The sequence below is a fragment of the Kitasatospora sp. NPDC058218 genome (assembly GCF_042882445.1).
In the GTDB taxonomy this organism is placed as follows: Bacteria; Actinomycetota; Actinomycetes; order Streptomycetales; family Streptomycetaceae; genus Kitasatospora.
Genome location: NZ_JBHVWC010000028.1, coordinates 55,435 through 76,623 on the forward strand (window position 1 = coordinate 55,435; position 21,189 = coordinate 76,623).

The 21,189-nt window shown below is 74.0% G+C and carries 17 protein-coding genes; 10 read left to right on the plus strand and 7 right to left on the minus strand.

What is annotated here, in order from left to right:
• Window positions 1-86 precede the first annotated feature (86 nt).
• From ACFVYI_RS19385 to ACFVYI_RS19395, 3 genes are all read left to right on the plus strand, one after another.
• Window positions 87-1,565 carry an MFS transporter gene (locus tag ACFVYI_RS19385; RefSeq protein WP_387886983.1) on the plus strand — a complete coding sequence of 493 codons (1,479 nt, stop codon included), beginning with the start codon at window positions 87-89 and terminating at the stop codon, window positions 1,563-1,565.
• 49 nt (window positions 1,566-1,614) lie between these two features.
• The gene (locus tag ACFVYI_RS19390) at window positions 1,615-2,949 is read left to right on the plus strand and encodes a cytochrome P450 (RefSeq protein ID WP_387886985.1); all 1,335 of its coding nucleotides are present in this window, start codon (window positions 1,615-1,617) and stop codon (window positions 2,947-2,949) included.
• A 111-nt stretch (window positions 2,950-3,060) separates the two neighbouring features.
• Window positions 3,061-4,137, plus strand: a complete 1,077-nt coding sequence (locus tag ACFVYI_RS19395) for an L-tyrosine/L-tryptophan isonitrile synthase family protein (protein WP_387886987.1) — start codon at window positions 3,061-3,063, stop codon at window positions 4,135-4,137.
• Here ACFVYI_RS19395 and ACFVYI_RS19400 read toward each other — a convergent pair.
• Genes ACFVYI_RS19400 through ACFVYI_RS19410 form a run of 3 tightly spaced genes read right to left on the minus strand, consistent with a single transcriptional unit; the run spans window position 4,122 to window position 7,111 of the window.
• Window positions 4,122-4,931, minus strand: a complete 810-nt coding sequence (locus tag ACFVYI_RS19400) for an ABC transporter ATP-binding protein (protein ID WP_387886989.1) — start codon at window positions 4,929-4,931, stop codon at window positions 4,122-4,124. The genes ACFVYI_RS19395 and ACFVYI_RS19400 overlap by 16 nt on opposite strands.
• Complete coding sequence (locus ACFVYI_RS19405; RefSeq protein ID WP_387886991.1) at window positions 4,928-5,962, minus strand: FecCD family ABC transporter permease; 1,035 nt, start codon at window positions 5,960-5,962, stop codon at window positions 4,928-4,930. Before ACFVYI_RS19405 ends, ACFVYI_RS19400 begins: the two co-directional genes overlap by 4 nt.
• Window positions 5,963-6,019: 57 nt before the next feature.
• Window positions 6,020-7,111 carry an ABC transporter substrate-binding protein gene (locus ACFVYI_RS19410; RefSeq protein ID WP_387886993.1) on the minus strand — a complete coding sequence of 364 codons (1,092 nt, stop codon included), beginning with the start codon at window positions 7,109-7,111 and terminating at the stop codon, window positions 6,020-6,022.
• A 277-nt stretch (window positions 7,112-7,388) separates the two neighbouring features.
• Between ACFVYI_RS19410 and ACFVYI_RS19415 the strand changes: the two genes are divergently transcribed.
• Both ACFVYI_RS19415 and ACFVYI_RS19420 read left to right on the plus strand, forming a co-directional pair.
• Window positions 7,389-8,168 carry a helical backbone metal receptor gene (locus ACFVYI_RS19415; RefSeq protein WP_387886995.1) on the plus strand — a complete coding sequence of 260 codons (780 nt, stop codon included), beginning with the start codon at window positions 7,389-7,391 and terminating at the stop codon, window positions 8,166-8,168.
• A 124-nt stretch (window positions 8,169-8,292) separates the two neighbouring features.
• Complete coding sequence (locus ACFVYI_RS19420; protein ID WP_387886996.1) at window positions 8,293-9,348, plus strand: transglycosylase SLT domain-containing protein; 1,056 nt, start codon at window positions 8,293-8,295, stop codon at window positions 9,346-9,348.
• Window positions 9,349-9,420: 72 nt separating this feature from the next.
• Here ACFVYI_RS19420 and ACFVYI_RS19425 read toward each other — a convergent pair whose 3' ends face one another.
• From ACFVYI_RS19425 to ACFVYI_RS19435, 3 genes are all read right to left on the minus strand, one after another.
• Window positions 9,421-11,565: a hypothetical protein gene (locus ACFVYI_RS19425; RefSeq protein WP_387886999.1), complete on the minus strand. Its 2,145-nt coding sequence runs from the start codon at window positions 11,563-11,565 to the stop codon at window positions 9,421-9,423.
• Between the two features lie 206 nt (window positions 11,566-11,771).
• Window positions 11,772-13,337 (minus strand): lipase maturation factor family protein, encoded by a 1,566-nt coding sequence (locus tag ACFVYI_RS19430; protein WP_387887002.1) that lies wholly within the window; start codon window positions 13,335-13,337, stop codon window positions 11,772-11,774.
• A 429-nt stretch (window positions 13,338-13,766) separates the two neighbouring features.
• The gene (locus ACFVYI_RS19435; RefSeq protein WP_387887004.1) at window positions 13,767-14,825 is read right to left on the minus strand and encodes a GAF domain-containing protein; all 1,059 of its coding nucleotides are present in this window, start codon (window positions 14,823-14,825) and stop codon (window positions 13,767-13,769) included.
• Window positions 14,826-15,244: 419 nt separating this feature from the next.
• Here ACFVYI_RS19435 and ACFVYI_RS19440 point away from each other — a divergent pair, with 419 nt between their 5' ends.
• The 5 genes from ACFVYI_RS19440 (at window position 15,245) to ACFVYI_RS19460 (ending at window position 20,585) form a co-directional block, all read left to right on the plus strand.
• Window positions 15,245-16,519 carry an acyl-CoA dehydrogenase family protein gene (locus ACFVYI_RS19440; RefSeq protein ID WP_387887082.1) on the plus strand — a complete coding sequence of 425 codons (1,275 nt, stop codon included), beginning with the start codon at window positions 15,245-15,247 and terminating at the stop codon, window positions 16,517-16,519.
• 422 nt (window positions 16,520-16,941) lie between these two features.
• A complete protein-coding gene (locus ACFVYI_RS19445) occupies window positions 16,942-19,119 on the plus strand; it encodes a sensor histidine kinase (protein ID WP_387887006.1) in 2,178 nt (725 codons plus the stop codon).
• The gene (locus ACFVYI_RS19450) at window positions 19,119-19,550 is read left to right on the plus strand and encodes a roadblock/LC7 domain-containing protein (protein ID WP_387887008.1); all 432 of its coding nucleotides are present in this window, start codon (window positions 19,119-19,121) and stop codon (window positions 19,548-19,550) included. Before ACFVYI_RS19445 ends, ACFVYI_RS19450 begins: the two co-directional genes overlap by 1 nt.
• Window positions 19,547-19,927, plus strand: a complete 381-nt coding sequence (locus ACFVYI_RS19455; RefSeq protein WP_387887010.1) for a DUF742 domain-containing protein — start codon at window positions 19,547-19,549, stop codon at window positions 19,925-19,927. Before ACFVYI_RS19450 ends, ACFVYI_RS19455 begins: the two co-directional genes overlap by 4 nt.
• An 85-nt stretch (window positions 19,928-20,012) precedes the next feature.
• Window positions 20,013-20,585 carry an ATP/GTP-binding protein gene (locus ACFVYI_RS19460; protein ID WP_387887012.1) on the plus strand — a complete coding sequence of 191 codons (573 nt, stop codon included), beginning with the start codon at window positions 20,013-20,015 and terminating at the stop codon, window positions 20,583-20,585.
• 51 nt (window positions 20,586-20,636) lie between these two features.
• On the opposite strand, the gene ACFVYI_RS19465 is transcribed toward ACFVYI_RS19460, so the two are convergent.
• Window positions 20,637-21,122 (minus strand): MarR family winged helix-turn-helix transcriptional regulator, encoded by a 486-nt coding sequence (locus ACFVYI_RS19465; RefSeq protein ID WP_387887015.1) that lies wholly within the window; start codon window positions 21,120-21,122, stop codon window positions 20,637-20,639.
• Between the last annotated feature and the right edge of the window lie 67 nt (window positions 21,123-21,189).

A 21,189-nucleotide genomic window follows, 5' to 3' on the forward strand; every position in this document is an offset into this window, starting at 1 on the left:
ACCGGAGCCCCCGCACCTCCGACTGCTGTACCGGACCCCGCCGCCGTGGCGGTGTCCGGTACGGCACCGGGAAGCGGAGGAGGACCATGGCAGCGCGACAGGCGCCGGCCGCCGGTGGGCGGGGCGACGGTCCGGCACAGCCGCAGGACAGATGGATCCTGGTCGTGGCGGCCGGGCTGCTCTCGTTCGTGGCGATGCTCGACATGAACGTCGTCAACCTGGCCCTCACCGACATCGCCGAGGGACTGCACGTCTCCTCGACCACCGCCCAGTGGGCCGTCCTCGGGTACCAACTCCCGCTGGTGGCCCTGCTGCTGCCGGCCGGCCGGTGGCTCGACCAGGTCGGCACCCGGTCCGCCCTGCTGCTCGCGGTGAGCTGCTTCGCGCTCTGCAGCGTGCTCGCCGCCGTCGCTCCGTGGGCGGGCTGGCTGGTGGCCGCGCGACTCGCCCAGGGCGCCTTCGGTGCCGTGCTGTTCGTGCTGATGCCGGTGCTGGCCGCCACCGCCGTCCGGCCGCAGCTGCGCGGCCGGGCGATGAGCGTGCCCGCCACCCTCGGCCCGCTCGGCGCCGTGACCGGGCCGGTGATCGGCGGCCTGCTGCTCGACCACGTCGGCTGGCGGGCCATCTTCCTGGTCAAACTGCCGGTCTGTCTGGCCGCGCTGGTGATCGCCCACCGGCACGCCCCGCGCGGCGGGCGGCTGCGGCTGCCCGACCGGGGCTCGCTCGGTGACGCCGCGCTGATCGGCTCCGCGGTGGCCGCCGTCCTGCTCGGGCTCACCCTCGCCCCCGACGCGCCCGGCTGGCTGCTGCTCGCCCTGCCCGCCGCCCCGCTGGTCGCCCGCTGGCTGCGCCGGCCCGGCGGGCGGCCGGTCGCGGCCGTGCTGCGCGCCTCCGGCACCGCCGCCGTGAACGGCTCGGTGCTGGCGCTGGCCGCCGGCTTCGCCGCCACCCACTACCTGCTCGCCCAGCACCTGCGCCGGAACGACGGGATCAGCGCCACCACCACCGCGCTGACCATGCTGGCGTTCCCGCTCGGCATGGTGCTGGCCGGTCGCTTCGGCGGGCGGCTGGCCGACCGGTGGGGGGCGAGGCCCACCGCGCTCACCGGCGCCACCGTCACCGCGACCGGCCTGCTGCTGCTCGTCCCGCTGGACACCGACTGGACGCCGGCCGACATCTCCTGGCGGCTCGCACTCGCCGGAGCCGGCATGGGCTTCAACGGCGGCCCGGTGCAGGCCATGGTGATGAGCGCCGCCGCGCCGAAGCAACTGGCCACCGCCGGCTCCGCCGTCCAGCTCGCCCGCAGCCTCGGCTTCGCCCTCGGACCGGCCCTCGCCACCGCCGCCGCACTCGTCGGCACCGGCACCACGGCCGTCCGGGCCGGGCTCGTCCTCGCCACGCTGGCGGCCACCACCGCCGTGGCCCTCCTCGCCCTGCACCACCGCACCAACCGCACCAAGAGCCCCACCGGCTCCGCGAGCACCGACAGCACTACGGGCAACGACAGTGCAGACGGCACAGCCAGGACCGACAGCACCGACGGCGCCACGAGCTCCAGGGCTTGACGAAGCGCCGTCGAGCGCGCACCACAGACCCCGACCGGAGGACCACCGCATGACCGACACCGTCCACGATCCGACCGCGGGCAGCCCGGCGGACACCCCGCGCTGCCCGTTCGGACACGACGAACTCCCGGACCCGGTACCGCTGTACGGGCCCGAGTACAAGAGCGACCCCTATCCGCTCTACCGGCGGATGCGTGAGGCCGGACCGGTCCACCGGGTGCGGTTCCCGAGCGGGATCGCCGCCTGGCTGGTGACCGGCTACCGGGCCGCCCACGAGACCCTCAACGACCCCCGGCTAGGCAAGAACCACGCCCTGGGCAACGAGGGCTGGCGCCGGCTCGCCTCGATCATGCCCGAGCCGCAGCACTCCCAGCTCCAGGTCCACCTGCTGCACCAGGACCCGCCGAAGCACACCCGGATGCGCCGGCTCGTCCTGGACGCCTTCGCGCCCCGCCGGGTGGAGTCCCTGCGCCCGCGCGTCCAGGAGCTCGCCGACGCCCTGGTCGACGAACTGCCCGACACCGGGGGCGCCGACCTGGTGGCCGGCTTCGCGGCCCACTACCCCTTCCGGGTGCTCGCCGAAGTCATCGGACTGCCGCAGGAGTTGGCCGAGCGTTTCGACCGCGACTGGGGCAAGGTCGTCCAGCCGGTCGGCCCGCAGGACCCCGGCCGACCGGCCTACGAGGGCCGGCTGCGCGGGCTCCAGGGGTACATCGCCGACGTGGTGGCCCACAAGCGCGCCCATCACGACCCCGCCGGCCCCGACGTGGACCTGCTCGGCCGGCTCGTCGCCGCCTGCGACGCGGGCGAGTTGACCCCCGAGGAGCGCGACTCGATCGTGTTCCAGCTGCTGGTGGCCGGCCAGGAGCCCGTCACCAACCAGATCACCACCATGCTGGTCACCCTGCTGCGCCACCCCGACCAGCTCGCCCGGCTGCGCGAGGGCATCGCCGCCGACCCGGGCCTGCTCACCCGCGCGGTGGAGGAACTGCTGCGCCACGACGCCGCGTTCGAGCTCACCACCTGGCGCTTCTTCGCCGAGGACAGCGACCTGTACGGGACGACCGTCCCGGCCGGCGACTCCGTGATCGTTTCGCTCTGCGCCGCCAACCGCGACGGCGATCAGTTCCCGGACGCCGACGTCCTCGACTTCGACCGCACCCCCAACGCCCACCTGGCCTTCGGCCACGGCATCCACTACTGCCCCGGCGCCGCCCTGGCCCGGCTCGAACTCCAGATCGCCGTCGCCACCCTGCTCGCCCGGCTGCCCGGGCTGCGCCCGTCCGCCGAGGACGGCGAGGGGATCGACTCGCTCACCTGGGTGCCCGCCGTCCTGGCCAGAGGCGTGAACCGCCTTCCGGTCGCCTACGACAAGCGGGTCTGACCGCACCACGGCTCCCCGGCACTCCCGCTCACCGCCCCGGCGACCGCCGCCGGGGCGTGGCTCCCGCCTGCCCCGAAGCCCGCACACCGAACGTTTCCGTGGAGGACCACCATGCCGCCCGCCGGCGTCGCCACCGATTCCCCGACCACTTCCGCCGCCCCGCCCGCCGCCACCGCACAACCGGCCACCGCGTCACCCGGCACCGCCCGGGCCACCAACGCCCAGGCCGCCACCGCCCGGGCCGGCGTCGTCCGGCGGCCCGCCGCCCCGGACCCCCGGTCCGTGCCGCGGATCTGCGCCGCGATCCTGGACCTGCTGCTGCCGCACCGCCGCGCCTCCGACCCCGCGCCGGACGCCACGGCCGCCGACTTCCCGCTCCAGCTGGAGCAGTTGGCCGACTTCGTGGCCGCCGGCGACCCGATCGTGTTCACCCTGCCAGGATTCCCCTGCAAGTCACCCAACCCCGCCAAGGTGCTCAGCCACCTGCCCGACGAGGGCGAACGGCTCTCACTCACCTTCCTCGACCGGCTCTGCGAGGAGATCGGCGCACTCTACGAGCCCGGCGCGCAGATCCTCATCTGCTCCGACGGGCACATCTTCGGCGATCTGATCCACGTCCCCGACGAGCACATCGACCAGTACTCCGACGCGCTGTCCGCGATGATCGAGCGCGAGGGGCTGAGCCACCTCGCCACCTTCGACCTGCGGGCCGTCCTCGGCGACCTGCCGTTCGACGAGAAGCGGGCCCGGGTGCACGCCCGGTACGCGCCCGGCCAGGAGGAACTGCGCGAGCAGGTGCTGACCGACGAGGAGACCCTGCGCCTCTACCGCGGCATCACCCGGTTCCTCACCGAGGACACCGCCGGCTTCACCGGCACCAGGTCCGCCCTGCAGCGCGACTGCCGCCGGCGCGCGTACGGCGTCATCCAGCGCAGCCGCGCCTGGGGCGCCCTGATCGCCGAGCAGCACCCCCGGTCCGTCCGGCTCTCCATCCACCCGCAGCGGGTCGGCGCGCCGAAGTTCGGCATCCGGCTGCTGGAGGCCGCCGACGCCTGGATGACGCCGTGGCACTCCGCGGTGTTGCACCGGCCGGACGGACGCTGGGAGTTGCTACGCAGCGAGGAGGCCGGGAGGATCGGCCGCCTGGTGGAGCGCGACGGCCGCCCGAGCCACTACGAGACCTCCTGACGCGTCGCCCGCTCCGCCGTCGATGCGGGCGTGCGGTGGTCGAACGCGATCAACGGGTCACCCGTGAGCGGGTGTTCGACCACCGCCGCCCGCACGCCGAACACCTCGGCGAGCAGCTCGGCGGTCAGCACGTCACGCGGCGCCCCGGACGCCACCAGGGCGCCGCGGTGCAGGACGTGCAGCCGGTCGCAGACCGAGGCCGCCGCGTTGAGGTCGTGCAGCGCGATCAGCGTGGTGCGGCGCTGCTCGCGCAGCAGGCCGAGCAGCTCGACCTGGTGCCGGACGTCCAGGTGGTTGGTCGGCTCGTCCAGCACCAGGACGTCCGGCTGCTGGGCCAACGCCCGCGCCAGCAGTACGCGTTGGCGCTCACCACCGGAGAGCTGGGCGAACCGGCGGTCCGCCGCGTCCGCCATCTCGACCCGCTCCAGGGCGTCCGCGACCAGGCGGTGGTCCTCGGCGTCGTCCCCCGCGAAGGCCCGCTTGTACGGGGTCCGACCCATCGCCACCACCTCGCGGACGGTCAACTCGAAGTCCCCGCCGCGCTCCTGGGGCAGCGCGGCGATGTGCCGGGCGGACTGGGCGGCGGTCATCCCGGCCAGCTCCCGGCCGGCCAGCAGCACCCGCCCGGCACTCGGCCGCAGATGCCGGTAGACGGTGCGCAGCAGACTGGACTTGCCGCTGCCGTTCGGGCCGACCAGCCCGGCGATCTCGCCCTCCTTGGCGACCAGATGGACGCCGGCCACCACCGTCCGTCCGGACAGGGTGACGCTCAGATCCTCGACCGCGATCCTCAATTCCGCTCCAGACGTCGGTCCAGCAGGTAGAGCAGGGTGGGAGCGCCGATCACGGCGGTGACCACCCCGATCGGCAGTTCCTGGGTGTCCAGGGCGGTCCGGGCGACGGTGTCGACCACCACCAGCAGCACCGCCCCGGTGAGGGCGGACAGCGGCAGCAGCCGGCGGTGGTCGCCGCCGACCAGCAGCCGGCAGACGTGCGGCACCATCAGCCCGACGAAGCCGATCGCCCCCGAGACGGCGACCAGCACACCGGTCAGCACGCTGGTGACGACGAAGACCTCGCGACGCAGCCGGGTGACGTCCACGCCGAGCCCGGCCGCCGTCTCGTCGCCCATCAGCAACGCGTTCAGCCCCCGGGCGCGGGCCTGGAGCAGCGCCAGCCCGAGGGCCACGGCGGCGGCGGGGACGGCGAGTTGACCCCAGACGGCACCGCTGAGGCTGCCCATCAGCCAGAACAGCACGCCCCTGGTCTGCTGTTCGTCGCTGGTCTGCAGGACGAGGTAGCTGGTGAAGCCGGTGAGGAACTGCCCGATGCCGATGCCGGCCAGGACGAGGCGCAGCGGCGAGAATCCGCCGCCGCGCCGGGCCAGCAGCCAGACCAGGGAGAACGCGGCCAGGGCGCCGAGGAAGGCGGCCAACGAGATGGTCAGCCCGATCGCGCTGCCGAAGGCCAGCTCCAGGCCGAGCCCGCCACCGAGGACGATCACCGCGACCGCGCCGAGCGAGGCGCCGGAGGAGATCCCGAGCAGATAGGGATCGGCGAGCGGATTGCGGACCAGCGCCTGGACGGCGGTGCCGACCAGGCCGAGCCCGGCCCCGACCATCGCCGCCAGCAGGGCGCGCGGGACCCGCAGTTGCCAGACGATGAGGTCCCGGGTGCCGGGCTCGGGCGCCCGGCCGGTGAGCCGGTGGGCGACCACCGACCAGACCTCGCCCGGCGGGATGTCCACCGACCCGAACGAGACGGCGGCGGTCAGCGCGGCGACCAGCGCGAGGACCAGCACGACGGCCAGTGGCCCGGCGCGCAAGGTCCCCGTCCGGCTCCGCCTGCCGGTGGTGACGGCGGGGGTGGCCGATGCCACGGCCTACCGGCCGTTCTTGACGAGCGTCGGGTGGACCGTGGCGGCGATCTGCCGGACGGTGTCGGCGTTGCGCACCCCGGCGATGGTGGTGACCTCGGAGCCGATCCGCAGGAAGCGTCCGTCCTGGACGGCCTTCAGGCCCTGGGTCGCGGGGAAGCCGCGCAGGAAGGCCTCGGCGTCGGCGAAGGCCTTGCGGTTCTCCTCCTCGCTGCCCCGGTTGCGCACGGCGAGTTGGATCCAGTCCGGGTTCTTGGCGACCACGTCCTCCCAGGAGGCCGGCTTGAAGTCGGCGTCGCAGTCGGCGAACACGTTGCGCGCGCCCGCCAGGGTGATCACCGCGTTGGCGACCTGCCGGCCGCAGACCGACATCGGCTGCTTGGTCCCGGCGTCGAAGTCGAAGAAGAAGTAGCTCGGCCGCTGCTCGGCGGGAACGGCGGCGGTCGCCGTGCGGACCTCGCCGATCTGCTGCTCCATCCCGGCGACCAGTTCCTCGGCCCTGGCCGCCGTGCCGGTCACCGCGCCGAGCCGGCGGATGTCGTTCTCCACCTCGGCGAGGTCGGTGCGCGGCGCCTTGGCGGCCTTCGGCGTGCCGGCGCAGGCGGTGGAGAGCAGCATGACGTGCTGGATGCCCGCGGCCGCGAACTCCTCCTCGCTCGGCCCGGCACCCGCCCCGCCCATCATCGGCATCGAGCCGAAGGTGTCCACGTAGAGGTCCGCGCCCGAGCCGAGCAGCTTCTCCTTGGCGATCACCTTGTCGCCCAGCACCGGCACCTTCGCGCCCTGCTCGGCCAGCGCCGCCGGCAGGCTGCCCTTGCCCGGCGGGAAGCCGGTACCGACGACCCGGTCGCCCGCGCCGAGCTGGAGCAGCATCTCCAGGCTCGCGGCGTTGCTGGTGACGATCCGCTTCGGGGCCTGCTGGACGGTGATCTCCCTGCCCTGGCAGTCCGCCACCTTCACGGGGAACCCGGCCGCGGTGGCCTGCCCGCCGTCGCCGGCACGGTCACCGTCGGCACTGCTCCCCCCACCACCGCTCCCACAGGCCGTGGCGAACAGGGCGATGGCGGCCGCGATGCCGCAGAACACGCGAGGGCGCATGGAACTCTCCTGGTCAATGGTCGTGCTCGGGCCCGTCCTGGGAGCCCGGACCAGGTAGTCGGCCGCCGTGCCCACCCGGTTCCCACGACTTTCCGCCGCCGGGCCGGGTGCGTCCGCTTAGGGTTGCCGGATGGCCTCCCACACCGCCCAGCCGCCCGACCCTGCGTCAGGACTGCCCTCCGGACTGCCGTCCGGGACGGGATCGTGGTCCGGCTCGTCTGCGCGCGAACCCGACGCAGGGCCCGGCGCAGGGCCCGGCGCAGGGTCGTCCGCACGGGTGGACGACCTCGGGCTGCGGGTGCCGCTCGGGCCCGGCCCGGTCCGGCGGGTCGTGTCGCTGGTGCCCTCGCTGACCGAGGCCGTCGCCGCCACCGCCCCCGGCCTGCTGGTGGGCGTCACCGACTGGTGCAGCCACCCCGCCGACCTGGCCGCGACCAGGATCGGCGGCACCAAGAACCCCGACGTCCGCCGGATCACGGCCCTCGCGCCGGACGTCGTCATCGCCAACGACGAGGAGAACCGCCGCCCCGACCTCGACGCGCTGCGCGCCGCCGGCCTGCCCGTCTGGGTCACCGACATCCGCACCCTGGACCAGGCGTTCGGCTCCCTCCACCGACTGCTCACCACCGCCTGCGGGCTCCCCCGCCCGGCCTGGCTGGACGCCGCCGAGGCCGCCTGGGCGGACCTCCCTCCCCGGCCGGCCCCCCGGCGTGCCGTCGTCCCGATCTGGCGCCGGCCCTGGATGGTGCTCGGCCGCGACACCTTCGCCGGTGACCTGCTCCGCCGCCTCGGCGTCCAGGTGGTCCACGCCGACCACCCGGACCGCTACCCCGCCATCCCGCTGCCGGAACTCCTGGCCTGCGAGCCCGAGTTGGTCGTCCTCCCGGACGAGCCCTACCGCTTCGCCGGGGACGACGGCCCCGAGGCCTTCCCGGGCGTCCCGGCGGCCCTGGTGAGCGGGCGCCATCTGACCTGGTACGGACCGTCGTTGGTGCGGGCGCCCGGGGTACTGGCGGCGCAGCTGGCCCGGGCCCGGCCGGGAGCGACGCCGGACTGAGCGCGCCGAGCACCGCCGCTCCGTACCGGCCGCACCCCGGGACCGCGCGTCAGTACGGTGATCGCACCGTCGTAGGATGACCGCCTCGCGCCGGGTCGGCCGGCGAAAAGGGGGGCGACATCCCATGAAGGTGCGTGCTTCACGGCAGGCGCTGGTCCTGGTGTCCGCGGCGGCCGTGTCCACGGCGCTGCTGACGGGCTGCGGCAGCAAGAAGGCGGACGACGGCGCCGGCGGCACCCCGGGCCCCGCGGTGGCCGCCACCGCGGAGACCTCCCCCTCGGGGACACCGACGGTCGACACCTCCGCCTCGCCGAGTCCGAGCACCTCGACCGGCACCAGTGCCTCGCCGAGCGCCGGCGCCTCACCGAGTGCGACGGCGAGCAAGTCGGCCAGGCCGAGCCCGACCGCGTCGCAGAGCACCGTCAAGCCGACCGCCGCCAAGCCCGCGGACCCGGCCCCCAAGGCCGCCACGACGCCCCCGGCGGCCCCGGCTCCGGCCCCGGCAGCCGTCGCCGCAGCCCCCGCGCCGACCGCGAAGCCCGGACCGATCGCGCCCCCGCCACCGCCGGCGCCCGCCACCCCGCACGTCCCTCCGCTGCAGAGCGGCTGCACCCCGACCAAGCCCCAGCCCGACGAGTCGAAGGAGGCCGTCGCGGCGGCACTCACCTCGGCCGCCGGCCAGACCCGGACGCTGTTCCTCAGCAACGGCGGCACGGACAAGCTCCCGGCACTGCCGGTCAACCTGGTCAAGGCGATCGCCTGGCAGGAGAGCGGCTGGCAGTCCGGCATCCTCGCCTGCGACGGCGGCATCGGCACCATGCAGATCATGCCCGCCACGGTCAGCTGGATGAACAGCAAGTTCGGCACGACCTCCGACCCCAAGACGCTGACCGGCAACGTCCAGCTCGGCACCCAGCTGCTCGACTGGCTGGTCGCCTACTACGGCGACTCCTCGTTCGGCGGGAAGTACGAGCTCTCCCCCGACCCGGCCACCGGCCGGACGCCGTTGCTCGACCTGGTGATCGCCGCCTACAACGCCGGCGCGGGCAACGTGCACTACAACACCGTCACCGACCCCGTCACGGGCGCGACCGGCGGGAGCCTGGCCATCCCGAACCCCGGCTACGTCGCCAACGTCAAGGCACTCATGTCCAGCGCCCCCTGGAACAAGGCCGGCTGAACACGGCGAAGGGCCAGGTGGAGGCGGCGAACCGCCTCCACCTGGCCCTTCGGCGTCTCTCGTCGCCGTGCGTCAGCCTCGCGCGGCCGTCACGGCGGTGCCCAACGCCTCCTTGATGCGCGGGCCGAGGCGGGCGAAGCCCAGCTCCTTCATCGCCGCCCGCAGCAACTCCTCGTCACTGCGCTCGACTCCGTCACCGTCCAGCCACCGTACGACGGCCAGCAGTTCGTCCGCCGAGTAGGCGGTCACCGGACGGCCCGGCGTGAAGTCGGGCTTCTCGGGCCGACCGGCGGGGACGGCCTCGGCGGCCTCGGTAACCTCGGCGACGGGCTCGGGCTCGACGACCGGCTCGGCGGCTTCGACGACCTCGACCTCGACCTCGACGACCGGCTCGGGCTCGACCTCGACGACCGGCTCGACCACGGCAGCCGCTTCGACCTCGGCAACCTCGGGCTCGACGACCTCGACGACTGCAGCCGGCTCCTCGACCACGGGCTCTTCGACCACCGACGCGGACTCCGGCTCAACGGCCGCCTCCGGCTCGACGACCTCGGGCGCGGCCTCCTCGACCACAGCCACATCGACCTCGGCCGCCGGCTCGGCGACCTCGGGCACGACCGGCTCGGACTCGACCTCAGGAGCAACCTCGGGCGCGGCCTCCTCGGCCACAGCCTCGGTCGACTCGATCACGACCTCGGCGACCGGCTCCTCGACCACCGGCGCGGACTCCGGCTCAACGGCCGCCTCCGGCTCCTCGACCTCGACAACCGGCTCGACCTCAGCAACCGGCTCCTCGACCACCGACTCTTCAGCCACCGGCGCGGACTCCGGCTCGACGACCTCGACCACAGCCGCCTCGACCTCGGCCTCCGCCTCAGCCTCGACAACCGGCTCGGCCTCGGCCTGTGCCGGAACGGCCGGAGCGATGTCCACCAGGTCGTCCGCAGCGGGGGACGGTGCCGGGAGGGAGACGACGGCCGGTCGGGCCTCGGCGGGCTCCTCGGCCGTGATCTCGTCAGCCTCGACCTCGACCTCGGCCTTCGGCTCCGTCACCACATCGGCGGCCGCAACGTCAACACTCTCGGCCTCGGCCTCGGCCTTGCTCTCGGCCACCGGCTCGACGTCGGTCTCGGTCTCGACCTCAACCTCGGCCTCGGCCTCGGCCTCGGCCGCCGCCTCTTCGGCGGCCGTCTCCTCGACGAAAGCCTCCACAGCGGGCGTCTCCTCGACGGCCGTCTCCTCCCTCGCCGTCAGCCCGTCGCGCTGGCCCCCGGCCAGGGCCTGGCGGGCGCCGTAGGCAGCCTCGGCGGCGCGGCGGTCGGCGCGGGCGGTGGCGAGCTCGGCGAGCAGGTCGGCGAGGCCGGCCTCCTCCAGGGAGGTCCGCAGCGAACGGATGGTCGGGAGGCGGTAGAGCGTGCCCTCGTCCGCCGCCAGGCGCTCCACCAGGTCGATGAGCTCGGGGAACGGCAGCGCGTCCAGGTCGTGCTCGGGCAGCAGCCGGGCGAGGTCGCGCAGGCCGGTGCCGATCGCCTCGAAGGCCGCCGCGGTCCGCTCCGCCAACGGGCCGTCGGCGGGCGGGACGGGCAGGGCGCCGGAGGGGGCGAGGACGGCCCAGGCCCGGCGTTCGATCTTGGCGGAGGCGAGCGCCTCGTGCAGTTCCTCGGGCCGGGCCTTGCGGCCTCCGACGACCAGGGCGGCGGCCTGCTTGCGCAGCCCGCGGGCGCGCAGGAACGACAACTTGACGCCGTTCTCCCGGCGCCAGGCGCGGTCCGCCGTGGCGGCGACGAGCGCGTCCAGGTCGGCGTCGTACGCGGCGGCGATCAGGGTCGCGGAGGTCTGGTGGACGCGCTGGAGCGTCTCGGCGAACAGCGCCGCGACGGCGACGCTGCCGGGCACCTCGATCTTGGCATCGGCGGCCAGGGTGGTGACGGCCTCCCAGGTCTGCTGGAGGTCGCTGCCACGGAGTTCGGCGAGGGCGGTGGAGGCGGCGCGGGCGTCCTCGGGGGTGGCGACCGTGTCGACGGCGGCGTACCACGCGTGGGTCCCGGCGGTGAGGGTGAAGGCACCGAGTTCGGCGTAACGGCCGAGCTCGTCCCGGAGGCCGGTCTCCGCCGTGGCCGCCTGGCCGCGGTTCTGCTCCGGGTCCGTGGCGTCCTTGGCGTCTGCGGCGGCCTTGGCGTCTGCGGCGTCGGCGTTGCGCGAGTGAAGCACTGTCATGTTTGGTCCGGTTCTGGGCGACTTCGGCGGGGCGGGCGGCGAGGGCGACGGCGGACCGGGTGCGCACGGAGGCCCCGGCGGGAGGGGCTGGGGCGCGCGGTCGGGCTGCCGGTTGTGGAGGCCAAGAATACGGGTGCCCGTTCGAGCCTTGCACGCACCCACCGCCCGACGGGCCGGTGTGGCGTGCCACACCGCCCGCCCGGCCGCTACTCGGGAGGGCCGGGCGGGTGGTGCGGTGCGGGGCCGGGCGGGTGACCCGGTCGGCGTCGCAGCCCGTCCAGCGGGACCGAACGGCTGCGGCGACCGAGCGGCGGCCGGTAACCGGAACGAGTGAGGGTGTCAAGGCTGACCGGCGCGAGGTACTCGTGCAGCGCGGTCCGGTGCCACCACGCGCCGGTGGCCCGCAGTTCGTGCCGGTCGGTGAAACGGTAGCGGTGGAGCGTCGCCCGGACGTGGGTCGGCGGGGCGTCCGGGAAGGGGTTGTGGCGCAGCAGCCGCAGTGTGGCCGGGTCGTTCGCCAACAGCCGGGCGACGAACGGCAGGAACCAGGGCCGGGCGTACGCGGGTGAGATGGCGGCGAACCACATCAGCCAGTCCAGCCGGAGGTGGTAGGGAGCGTACTGGCGCGGAAGGCGGCGCACGTCCCCGGGCTTGCCCTTGAACCCGTACTCGTGCCAGACGGTCTGCCGGGTGACGGTGGGCTCGTCGGTGCCCTCGATCACCACCTCGTGGCGGATCCGGTTGACGCTGCCGAAGGCGCCGTAGGTGTTGACCAGGTGAAGCCGGTTGAAGGATCGGTTCATCACCTGTTCACGGGAGACCATGTTCCGGACCGGCCAGTAGCTGAGCCCGACGACGGCGACGGTCAGCGCCATCGCCAGGCCTTCGAACCAGCCGGGGGCGCCGTCGTAGGCCCGGGGGTGGACGGGCAGGCCGAGCCGGGCCGGGTCGACGGCGGCGAGGGCGAGCGCGATGGTGAGCCAGTTCAGCCAGGCGAAGTTGCCGGAGGCGACCAGCCACAGCTGGGTCACCACGACGACGGCGGCCGCGTAGGTGGCGACGGGCTGCGGGAGGAAGAGGCCGACCGGCACCACGAGCTGGGTGACGTGGTTGGCGGCGACCTCGACCCGGTGCAGCGGCGCGGGCAGGTGGTGGAAGAACCAGCTGAGCGGTCCGGGCATCGGCTGGGTCTCGTGGTGGTAGCGCAGACAGGTCAGGTCGCGCCAGCAGCGGTCGCCGCGCAGCTTGATCAGCCCTGCGCCGAACTCGACCCGGAAGGCCAGCCAGCGCATCAGCCAGAGCACCGGGAGGGGTGGGGCGACGTCCTCGTTGCCCAGGAAGGCGGCGAGGAAGCCGGCCTCCAGCAGCAGGGACTCCCAGCCGAAGGAGTACCAGGTCTGGCCGACGTTGACGATCGACAGGTAGAGCACCCAGAGCACCGCCCACAGCAGCATCGACGCCCAGAGCGGGACGGCGTCGCCCAGCCCGGCGGCCAGGGCGGCGGAGAGCACGGCGCCGGTCGCGGCGACGGCGGCGAAGAAGCGGTCGCTGTAGTGGAGGTGGAACAGGCTCGGGGCCCGGCGGAACGGCACCCGCGCGGTGAAGCGGGGCACCGGAAGCATGCCCTCGGCGCCGATCAGGGCCCGGAACTGGGCGGCGGCGGCCACGAATCCGGTCAGGTAGACGGCGGCCAGCAGCCGTTGCACGAGGACTCGGCTCAGCCCGTACTCGGGTGCGGCGAACCAGTCGGCGAACCACTCCATGCGGCCCATGCCTACCATCGACGGTCGGCCCTCGGCGCCCGTCCGGGGTACCGGGGCGGCCGGTTCACCCGCGCGGCGGCCGGGCGGGAGTCAGCGGGCTGCGGCGACGGCGGGGCGGCGGTTCGGGCGGGGCGACCTGGCGACGGGGCGGCGGCTGCGGCGACCCCTCGGGAGGGCACCGTGGCGGGGAGCCTCTCCTCGGGGGTGAGAGGCGCCCCACCACGGCGGCGGGGTCGGCGGCGGGGTCGGCGGGCGTGGCGTCGGTCGTGGCCGGGCCGGCGATCGGAGCGGAGCAGGGGCGGAACGGTCGCGGCGGGCCGGGCCGGGCCGGGCCGGGCCGGCGGCAGTGGACGTGGCTGCGGACGTGGCTGCGGCAGCAGCAGTGGTCGTGTCAATGGCCGTGTTCGTGAAGTGGGGGACGGGTGGGCCGGGCCGGGCTCAGCCCGGGAGGATCAGTCCGGTCTCCCCGGCGGCGAGACCCTGGCGGCCGGCGCCGACACCGCTCTGCTGGAGCCGGTCGACCAGCAGCGCGGCCAGCGTGCCCAGCTCCTCCTCGGTGCGGGACTGCGCGGTGACGTCCATGCCGACGACGAGGACGCCGCTCACCTGGCCGGTGCGCACGACCCGCTGCGGGGTGCAGGTGAAGCTGAAGATCTGGTGGATCCGCTGGGCGTCCGGCCGGGTGGTCCGGAAACGGACGTCGTTCAGGACGGTGGCCCGACCGGTGTGGTAGGCCTCGGCGACCACCTGCGGCAGCCCGGCCGCGGCGAGCTGCGGGTAGGCCTGGTCGATCGAGCCGTGGGCCGCCGCGCCGAAGACCTCGGCGTGCTGCGGGTTGACGTAGCGGAGCTCGTGGTCGGGACCATGGGTGAGCATGATCGGGAACGGCGAGCCGTCGAAGGCCGCGAACATCTCCTGCTGCTGGGCGATCAGGTGGTCGCGCAGCCGGATCTCGGAGAGCAGCGCCTCGGCGAGGTGCTGGATGTCGCGCAGCCGCTCGCGGCCCCACTGGCGGGGTTCACGGTCGAGGACGCAGACGGTGCCGATGACGGTGTTGGTGTCGTCGACCAGCGGGGCGCCGAGGTAGGCGCGCACCCCCAGCTCGTCGACGACCGGGTTCCCGGAGAACCGGGGGTAGGCGAGGATGTCGTCGAGCGCCAGCGGGGAGCGCTGGGCCACCACGTGCGGGCAGAAGCCGTGGCTCAGCGGCATCTCCCGGGTGGGGAGGTCGAAGGCGATGCCCCGGTCGGCCCAGGAGGACCCGCTGTCGCCCGGGACGTCGACGGAGTTTGGCGGAATGAAGAGCCCCCGGAACATCTGCCGCTCGTCGTTGATGAAGTTGACCATCGCGATGGGGGCGCGGGTGATGCTGGCGGCCAGGTGAGCGAAGCGGTCGAAGGCCTCGTCCACGGTGGGTTCGTTGAGACCCAGGCTGCGCAGCCTGCGGGTCCGCTCGGACTCACCGGCGGCACCCGGGAACTGGCCTTGAGTGCTCATCACATCAGTCATGGCGCACATGTAATCAGACGTCCGGCGCGATCGGCGCTCCCGGCCCACTCGGGCCACATTGCTGATGGACAGTCAAATCAGCACGTGGACGACCGTCCGGCGGGACGGAAAGTGGGGAACGATCATTCCCCCGTTGCGGCGCTTTTCAATCCTCCGGCGTCCTCGGGGGATCCGTTCGCGCCAATCCAAGATCGACTCTGGAGAGGTCCGGATCGCCATACGACAATGAGCCCTGCCGAAAATACGGACGGTGTCCGTCAGGATCCCGTCTCGCACTTCCGCACGCACCGGCTGCATCGGAGCGACCGGCCGCCACCTCATCAACCCCCACCCTTGGACGGCCGGAGCGGATCGGCTGCACGGACGGAGGCACGACCACCCCGGAACCGAGAGGACCCAGCATGGCGATGGACTACTTCACCGACGAACGACACGAGAGCCTGCGCGCGGAGGTACGTGAGTTCGCGGAGAAGGAAGTGCGTCCGCAGGTGGCCAGAATGGAGGCCGACCGCACGGTCGAGGTCGAGCTCTCCCGCGAGATCGCCCACCGCGGCTGGATCGGCGCCACCATCCCGCGGGCGTTCGGCGGGCTCGGCCTCGGCCACCTCGCGAAGACGGTCATCGTCGAGGAACTGGCCCGGGTCAGCGGCGCGATGGGCGCGATGACGCAGGCCTCCCAGCTCGGCGTCGCCAAGGTCATCCATTTCGGCTCCGACACCCAACGCCGGTACTGGCTGCCCCGGTTCGCCTCCGGCGAGGTGCTGCCGACGATCGCCGTCACCGAGCCGGACTCGGGCGGGCACGTGCTCGGCATGACCGGCACCGCGCGGCGCGAGGGCGACGAGTACGTGCTCAACGGCCGCAAGTGGTTCGTCGGCAACTCCCACATCGGCGACGTGCACGGCGTGGTGCTCCGCACCGGCGAGGGCACCAGGGGCCTGTCCGCGTTCCTGGTCGAGAGCACCCGCCCGGGCTTTCGCACCGGCAGCCTCGGCTCGCAGAGCGGCCTGCACGGCTTCAGCTTCGGCGAGATCGTCTTCGAGGACTGCCGCATCCCCGCCGCCAACCGGCTGGGTGAGGAGAGCCAGGGCCTGGACGTCGCCTACTCCTCCTCGACCCTGTACGGCCGGCTGAACCTGGCCGCCGTCGCACTCGGCATCCACACGGCGATCGTGGAGGACACCGTGCGGTTCGCCGAGGGGCGGACGCTGTACGGCAAGCCGCTCTCCCAACTTCCCAACATCGCTCTCAAGTTGGGCGAAATGCAGTCCCGACTGATGACCGCCAAGCTGGCCGCCTACCACGCCTCGCACCAACTGGACCACGGCCGGCCCTGCGACGCCGAGCTGATGAACGCCAAGCTGATCAACACCGAGTACGCGCTGGACTCCGCACGGAACGCGATGGAGATCCACGCCGCCCGGGGCCTGCAGGCCGAATTCCACATCGAGCGCTACCTGCGGGACGCCACCCACATCTACCCGCCGGCCGGCACCTCCGACGTCCAGCGGCTGCGACTCGGCCAGGTGGCCTCGGGCACGTACGGCAAGCAGTGGTCGGCGGAGCTGTCCGACCTCACCAGCTGGGCCTGGACCGAACTGGCCCAGCGGGAGGCCCGGCTGGAGGCCGACGCCGCACGCGCGGCCGGCGCCGCCCTGCTGCACATGCCACTGGCGGGCTGAACCACCGTTCGGAGGCGCCCGAGCCGCCCGGAACCGGCCCACGCCCGGTCCCCGGCCCGCCTCGGACTTCCCGTACTTGACCTGTTCCTGACGGCTTCCCGGAGACCTCCCCTCAGGCCCCCGGGACCCCGCCGACGATCGGGACCACCCTCCTGACCAGCGACGACCCGCCACCCGGCGGTCGTCGGACCGGCTCGAAACCGTGTCACCATCCGCTTACATATCGTCAGTTGATATTGCGACAGGGCCTCCTGGGGCTGATAGCGTGCCTGACGTCGGCGGCCGTGCTGCAACCCCGCTCGGACGGTGACACCACGTCACCTCGTCCGGCCCCCGCCGGGCACCGCCGGCCGTGGCGCTCCGAGACCCCGGTCGGACCGCACACGAGCGAACCCGCCGTCGGCCCTGCACCAAGGAATCAGATGCCAGGCATACCGGCCCCGCGCACGGGCCACCGCGCCGGCCGGTCCGGCTCGCTCCGCCGCTCTCTCCTCGCCCTCGTGCTGGTCCCCTGCCTCGGCCTCGCCGCCACCTGGGGCTACGCCGTCTACCTGCTGCGCGGCTCCGGCCACCGGATCGCCCTGGCCGGCGTCAGTGCGGCCGTCGCCGTCGTCCTGCTCTGGAGCCTGGCCCGCGGCGTACGGCTGGCCCGGGCGGTGTCCGCCCGGCTCCTCGGCCTGCGGGCCGACACCCTCTCGCTGGCCCAGCACGAGATCCCCCAGGTGGTCGGCCGGCTCCGGGCCGGCGAGTCCGTCCCACCGCCGCCCGCCTGGACCCCCTCCCGGCGCCTCGGCGACGAACTCCAGCAGACCGCCGAGGGCCTCGCCGCCGTCCGCACCGCCTCCCTCACCGCCATCGTGCACCAGGCCCAGGGCCGCGAGGGAACGAAGAAGGTCTTCCTCAACATCGCCCGCCGCACCCAGATCCTGCTCCACCGTCAGATCAGCATGCTGGACGCGCTGGAGCGCGAGCACGAGGACCCCGAGCTGCTGCGCGAGCTCTTCGCCGTCGACCACCTCGCCACCCGGATGCGGCGCAACGCCGAGAACCTGGTCATCCTCGGCGGCGCGCTGCCCGCCCGGCGCTGGCGCAACGCCGTCCCGATGGTCAACGTGCTGCGCAGCGCCGTCTCGGAGACGGAGAACTACTCCCGGGTGGTCGTCCAGGGAATCCCGCGCGCCTCGCTCGGCGGACGGGCCGTCGCCGACGTCATCCATCTGATCGCCGAGCTGATCGAGAACGGCACCACCTTCTCGCCGCCCTACAGCAAGGTGCAGGTCTCCGCGCAGGAAGTCCCCAGGGGGCTGGCCGTGGAGGTCGAGGACCGCGGCCTCGGGATGAGCACGGACGAGTACGAGCGGCTCAACGCGTACCTGGCCGACCCGCCCGAGCTGGACGTCTCCGCGCTCGGCGACGACCTGCGGCTCGGCCTCTTCGTGGTGGCCAGGCTGGCCACCCGGCACCACATCCAGGTCACCCTGCGGTCCTCCCCCTACGGCGGGACGCGGGCCGTCGTGCTGGTGCCGTCGGCGCTGCTGGAGCAGGCGGAGCAGGCCCCGTCCGTGGCCGGCCTGCCGTCCGGCGCCCGGGTGACCCGGACGCCGGTGGCGGAGGCCGACCGGGCCCGGGACGGCGGGGGCAGCGGGGTCGGGGTCGGGGTCGGCGGGGAGTCTCCGGGGGCGCTCGGCGGGGTGCTCGGCGGGGTGCCGGGCACCGGGACGACCGCTGGCGCCCCGGATCCGGCGGCGGCTCCAGCGGCTGCCGTGCCACCGGCTGCGCCGGCGGCCGGTGCGGGAGGCACCGTAGGAGGCGCCGTAGGAGGCGCCGTAGGAGGCGCCGCGGGGGAGAACGGCGGCCGGGTGGTCCTCGGGGAGCTGCCGGCCCAGTACCGAAAAGGCGGCGACCCGGGTGACGGCGGCCCCGCCGTCTGCGGCCCGCCGGTGGGCTCGCCGATCCCCGGGCTGCCCGATGCGGTGGTCGTCCCCCGGTCCGCGCCGCCCCGGCGGTACGGGAGCCCGGCGGACGAGCCCCCGACCGGGTTCGCGGACGGGTTCGCGGACGGGTTCGCGGGGGGCGCTGTCCCGGGCGGCGGGGTGCCGAGGGGCGGTGGCGCCGTCGCCGGAGGTGCTGTCGTCGGGGACGCCTCCGAGAGCCGGCGGTACGTGGGCCCCCCGTGCGCGGGTCCACAGGGTGAGCCGTGGGACGGCGTGGTGGAGAGTCACCCGGCCTACCCCGGAACGCCCACCCACGAGCGCGTCCCGCCGGTCCGCTCGGACCACGGCCCGGACGGCCACCTTCAGACCCCGCCCGTCCTCCCCCGGCGGGTGCGCAACGCCAGTCTCGCGGAGCAGTTGCGCGCGGCACACGTGACCGCCGCCATGACGCCGCCGGACGCCTGCCCGGCCACCGCTCCGGCCGGCAGCTCCTCGACCGCCGAGGACCGGACACCGGAGGGTTCCCGCACCACCATGGCCGCCATCCAGCGCGCCACCCGGGCCGCCCGCGCCGCCGACCAGGAACCGGACGCCCCGAGCGACCCTCCCCTACCGCCCACCCCGGCCACGCCTCCCGCACCTCCCGCAGCCAAGGAACACCAGTGATGACGCAGCAACCCGACGCTCAGCGCGATCTCAACTGGCTGCTGGACCAGCTGGTGGCGCGGGTCCCGGAGACCCGGCACGCCGTCGTCCTCTCCGAGGACGGCCTGCTGCTCGGCCTCTCCCGCGGCCTGCCCCGCGCCGATGCCGAGCACCTCTCCGCCGTCGCCTCCGGCTTGCAGAGCCTCGCCCGCGGTGCCGGCCACCGCTTCGACGGCGGCCGGGTCCGACAGACCGTGATCGAGATGGACCGTCTGTTCCTCTTCGTCGCCAACGCCGGCCAGGGCGCCCGGCTCGCCGTGCTGACCGGCGAACTGGTCGACGCGGGGCTGATGGCCTTCGAGATCAACATGCTGGTCAAGCAGGTCGGCCAGTACCTCTCCGCAGCGCCGCGCAGCGACACCGGCCCGGTCGACATGGGCGGCGGTGCGTGACCGCCGGCGCCGAGGAGGTCTGGTTCTTCGACCAGGACGCCGGCCATCTCGTCCGGCCCTATGCCATCACCAACGGCCGCACCGGCCCGGTCCGTGACGGTTTCGCACTGATCACCCTGGTGGTCACCGCCGACCCGCGTACGGACACCACCCGGCTGTCGCCCGAACCGGCCGCGATCATCGACCTCTGCCGCGAACGCCCGCTGGCCGTCGCCGAGATCGCAGCCGGACTGGACCTGCCGGTGAGCGTGGTCAAGGTGCTGCTGGACGATCTGTCGGAGGCCCGCCTGATCCTCACCCGGGCGCCCGTTCGACTCGCGGAAGCACCGGACGTCTCACTGATCCAGGCCGTGATCGAGGGCGTCCGCCGGCTCTGACCGGTCGGTCCGCCCTCGACTCCCCCCGGCCGCGCTCCGGCCGGCCCCGCGCAAGCGCTTCCAGTTCCCCTTCAGGAGACCAGAATTGACGATCCGGAGCCTGGTGCCGGGCGCGGTCAAGATCCTCGTCGCCGGCGGCTTCGGCGTCGGCAAGACGACCATGGTCGGCTCGGTGAGCGAGATCGCACCACTGCGGACCGAGGAACGGATGACCCGTGCCAGTATCGGGGTCGACAGCCTCGACGGCGTCCGGGACAAGTCCGCCACCACCGTCGCGATGGACTTCGGCCGGATCACCGTCCGCGAGGACCTGGTGCTCTATCTCTTCGGCACACCCGGCCAGTTCCGGTTCTGGTTCATGTGGGACGACCTGGCACTGGGCGCACTCGGCGCGATCGTCCTGGCCGACACCCGACGGCTCGAATCCAGCTTCGCCGCCGTCGACTTCTTCGAACAGCGCGGGATCCCGTTCGCCGTCGGCGTCAACTGCTTCCACGGGCGGCGCGACTGCACCCCCGAGGACGTCCGCCGGGCCCTGGACCTGGATCCCGCCGTCCCCGTCGTCCTCTGCGACGTCCGCGAGCGGAACTCCAGCAAGGACCTGCTGCTCACGCTGCTCGACCGGGTCCACCGGGAGGCCCTCGCCGGTCGACGGTGAGGGCCGGGGCGGTGGCCGGCTGTCCGGGTGGTGCCGGGAAGACGGCCGGGGTCAGACGGCGGCCGGAACCGTGGACGCGGCCGGGGCGGCCGGAGTGAGCTTGAGCTCCTCCAGGGCCCGGACCAGCGGGGCCAGTTCCGGCGTCTCGGTGGCCTTCGCGAGCGTGGCCTCCAGAGTGACGTCGTGCACGGGCCGGGCGGCCTGGAGCAGCTGGCGGCCCTGCGGGGTCAGCTCGGTGTAGATGCCGCGCCGGTCGTCCACACAGAGGAAGCGGCTGAGCAGGCCCCGGTCCTCCAGCCGCGTCACCAGTCGGGTGGTCGCGCTGCTGCTGAGGGCCGCCGCCCGGGCCAGCTGCTGCATCCGCATGTGCCAGCCGTCCTGCCGCGAGAGTGCGTCCAGCACCGTGTACTCGACCACCGAGAGCTGGTGCTGGCTCTGGAGCGCCTTCTCCAGCGCGGCGTCGATCAGGCCGTGCAGAGCGGCGAGCGTACGCCAGCCGCAGGCGCGGATCTCGGCGGCATCGTCGTGGATACCCATGGCTCGCCCTTCTCTTCCCTGTCCCGGCCCGGACCCCGGCCCGAGCTCGTACGCGAACTCGGACCCG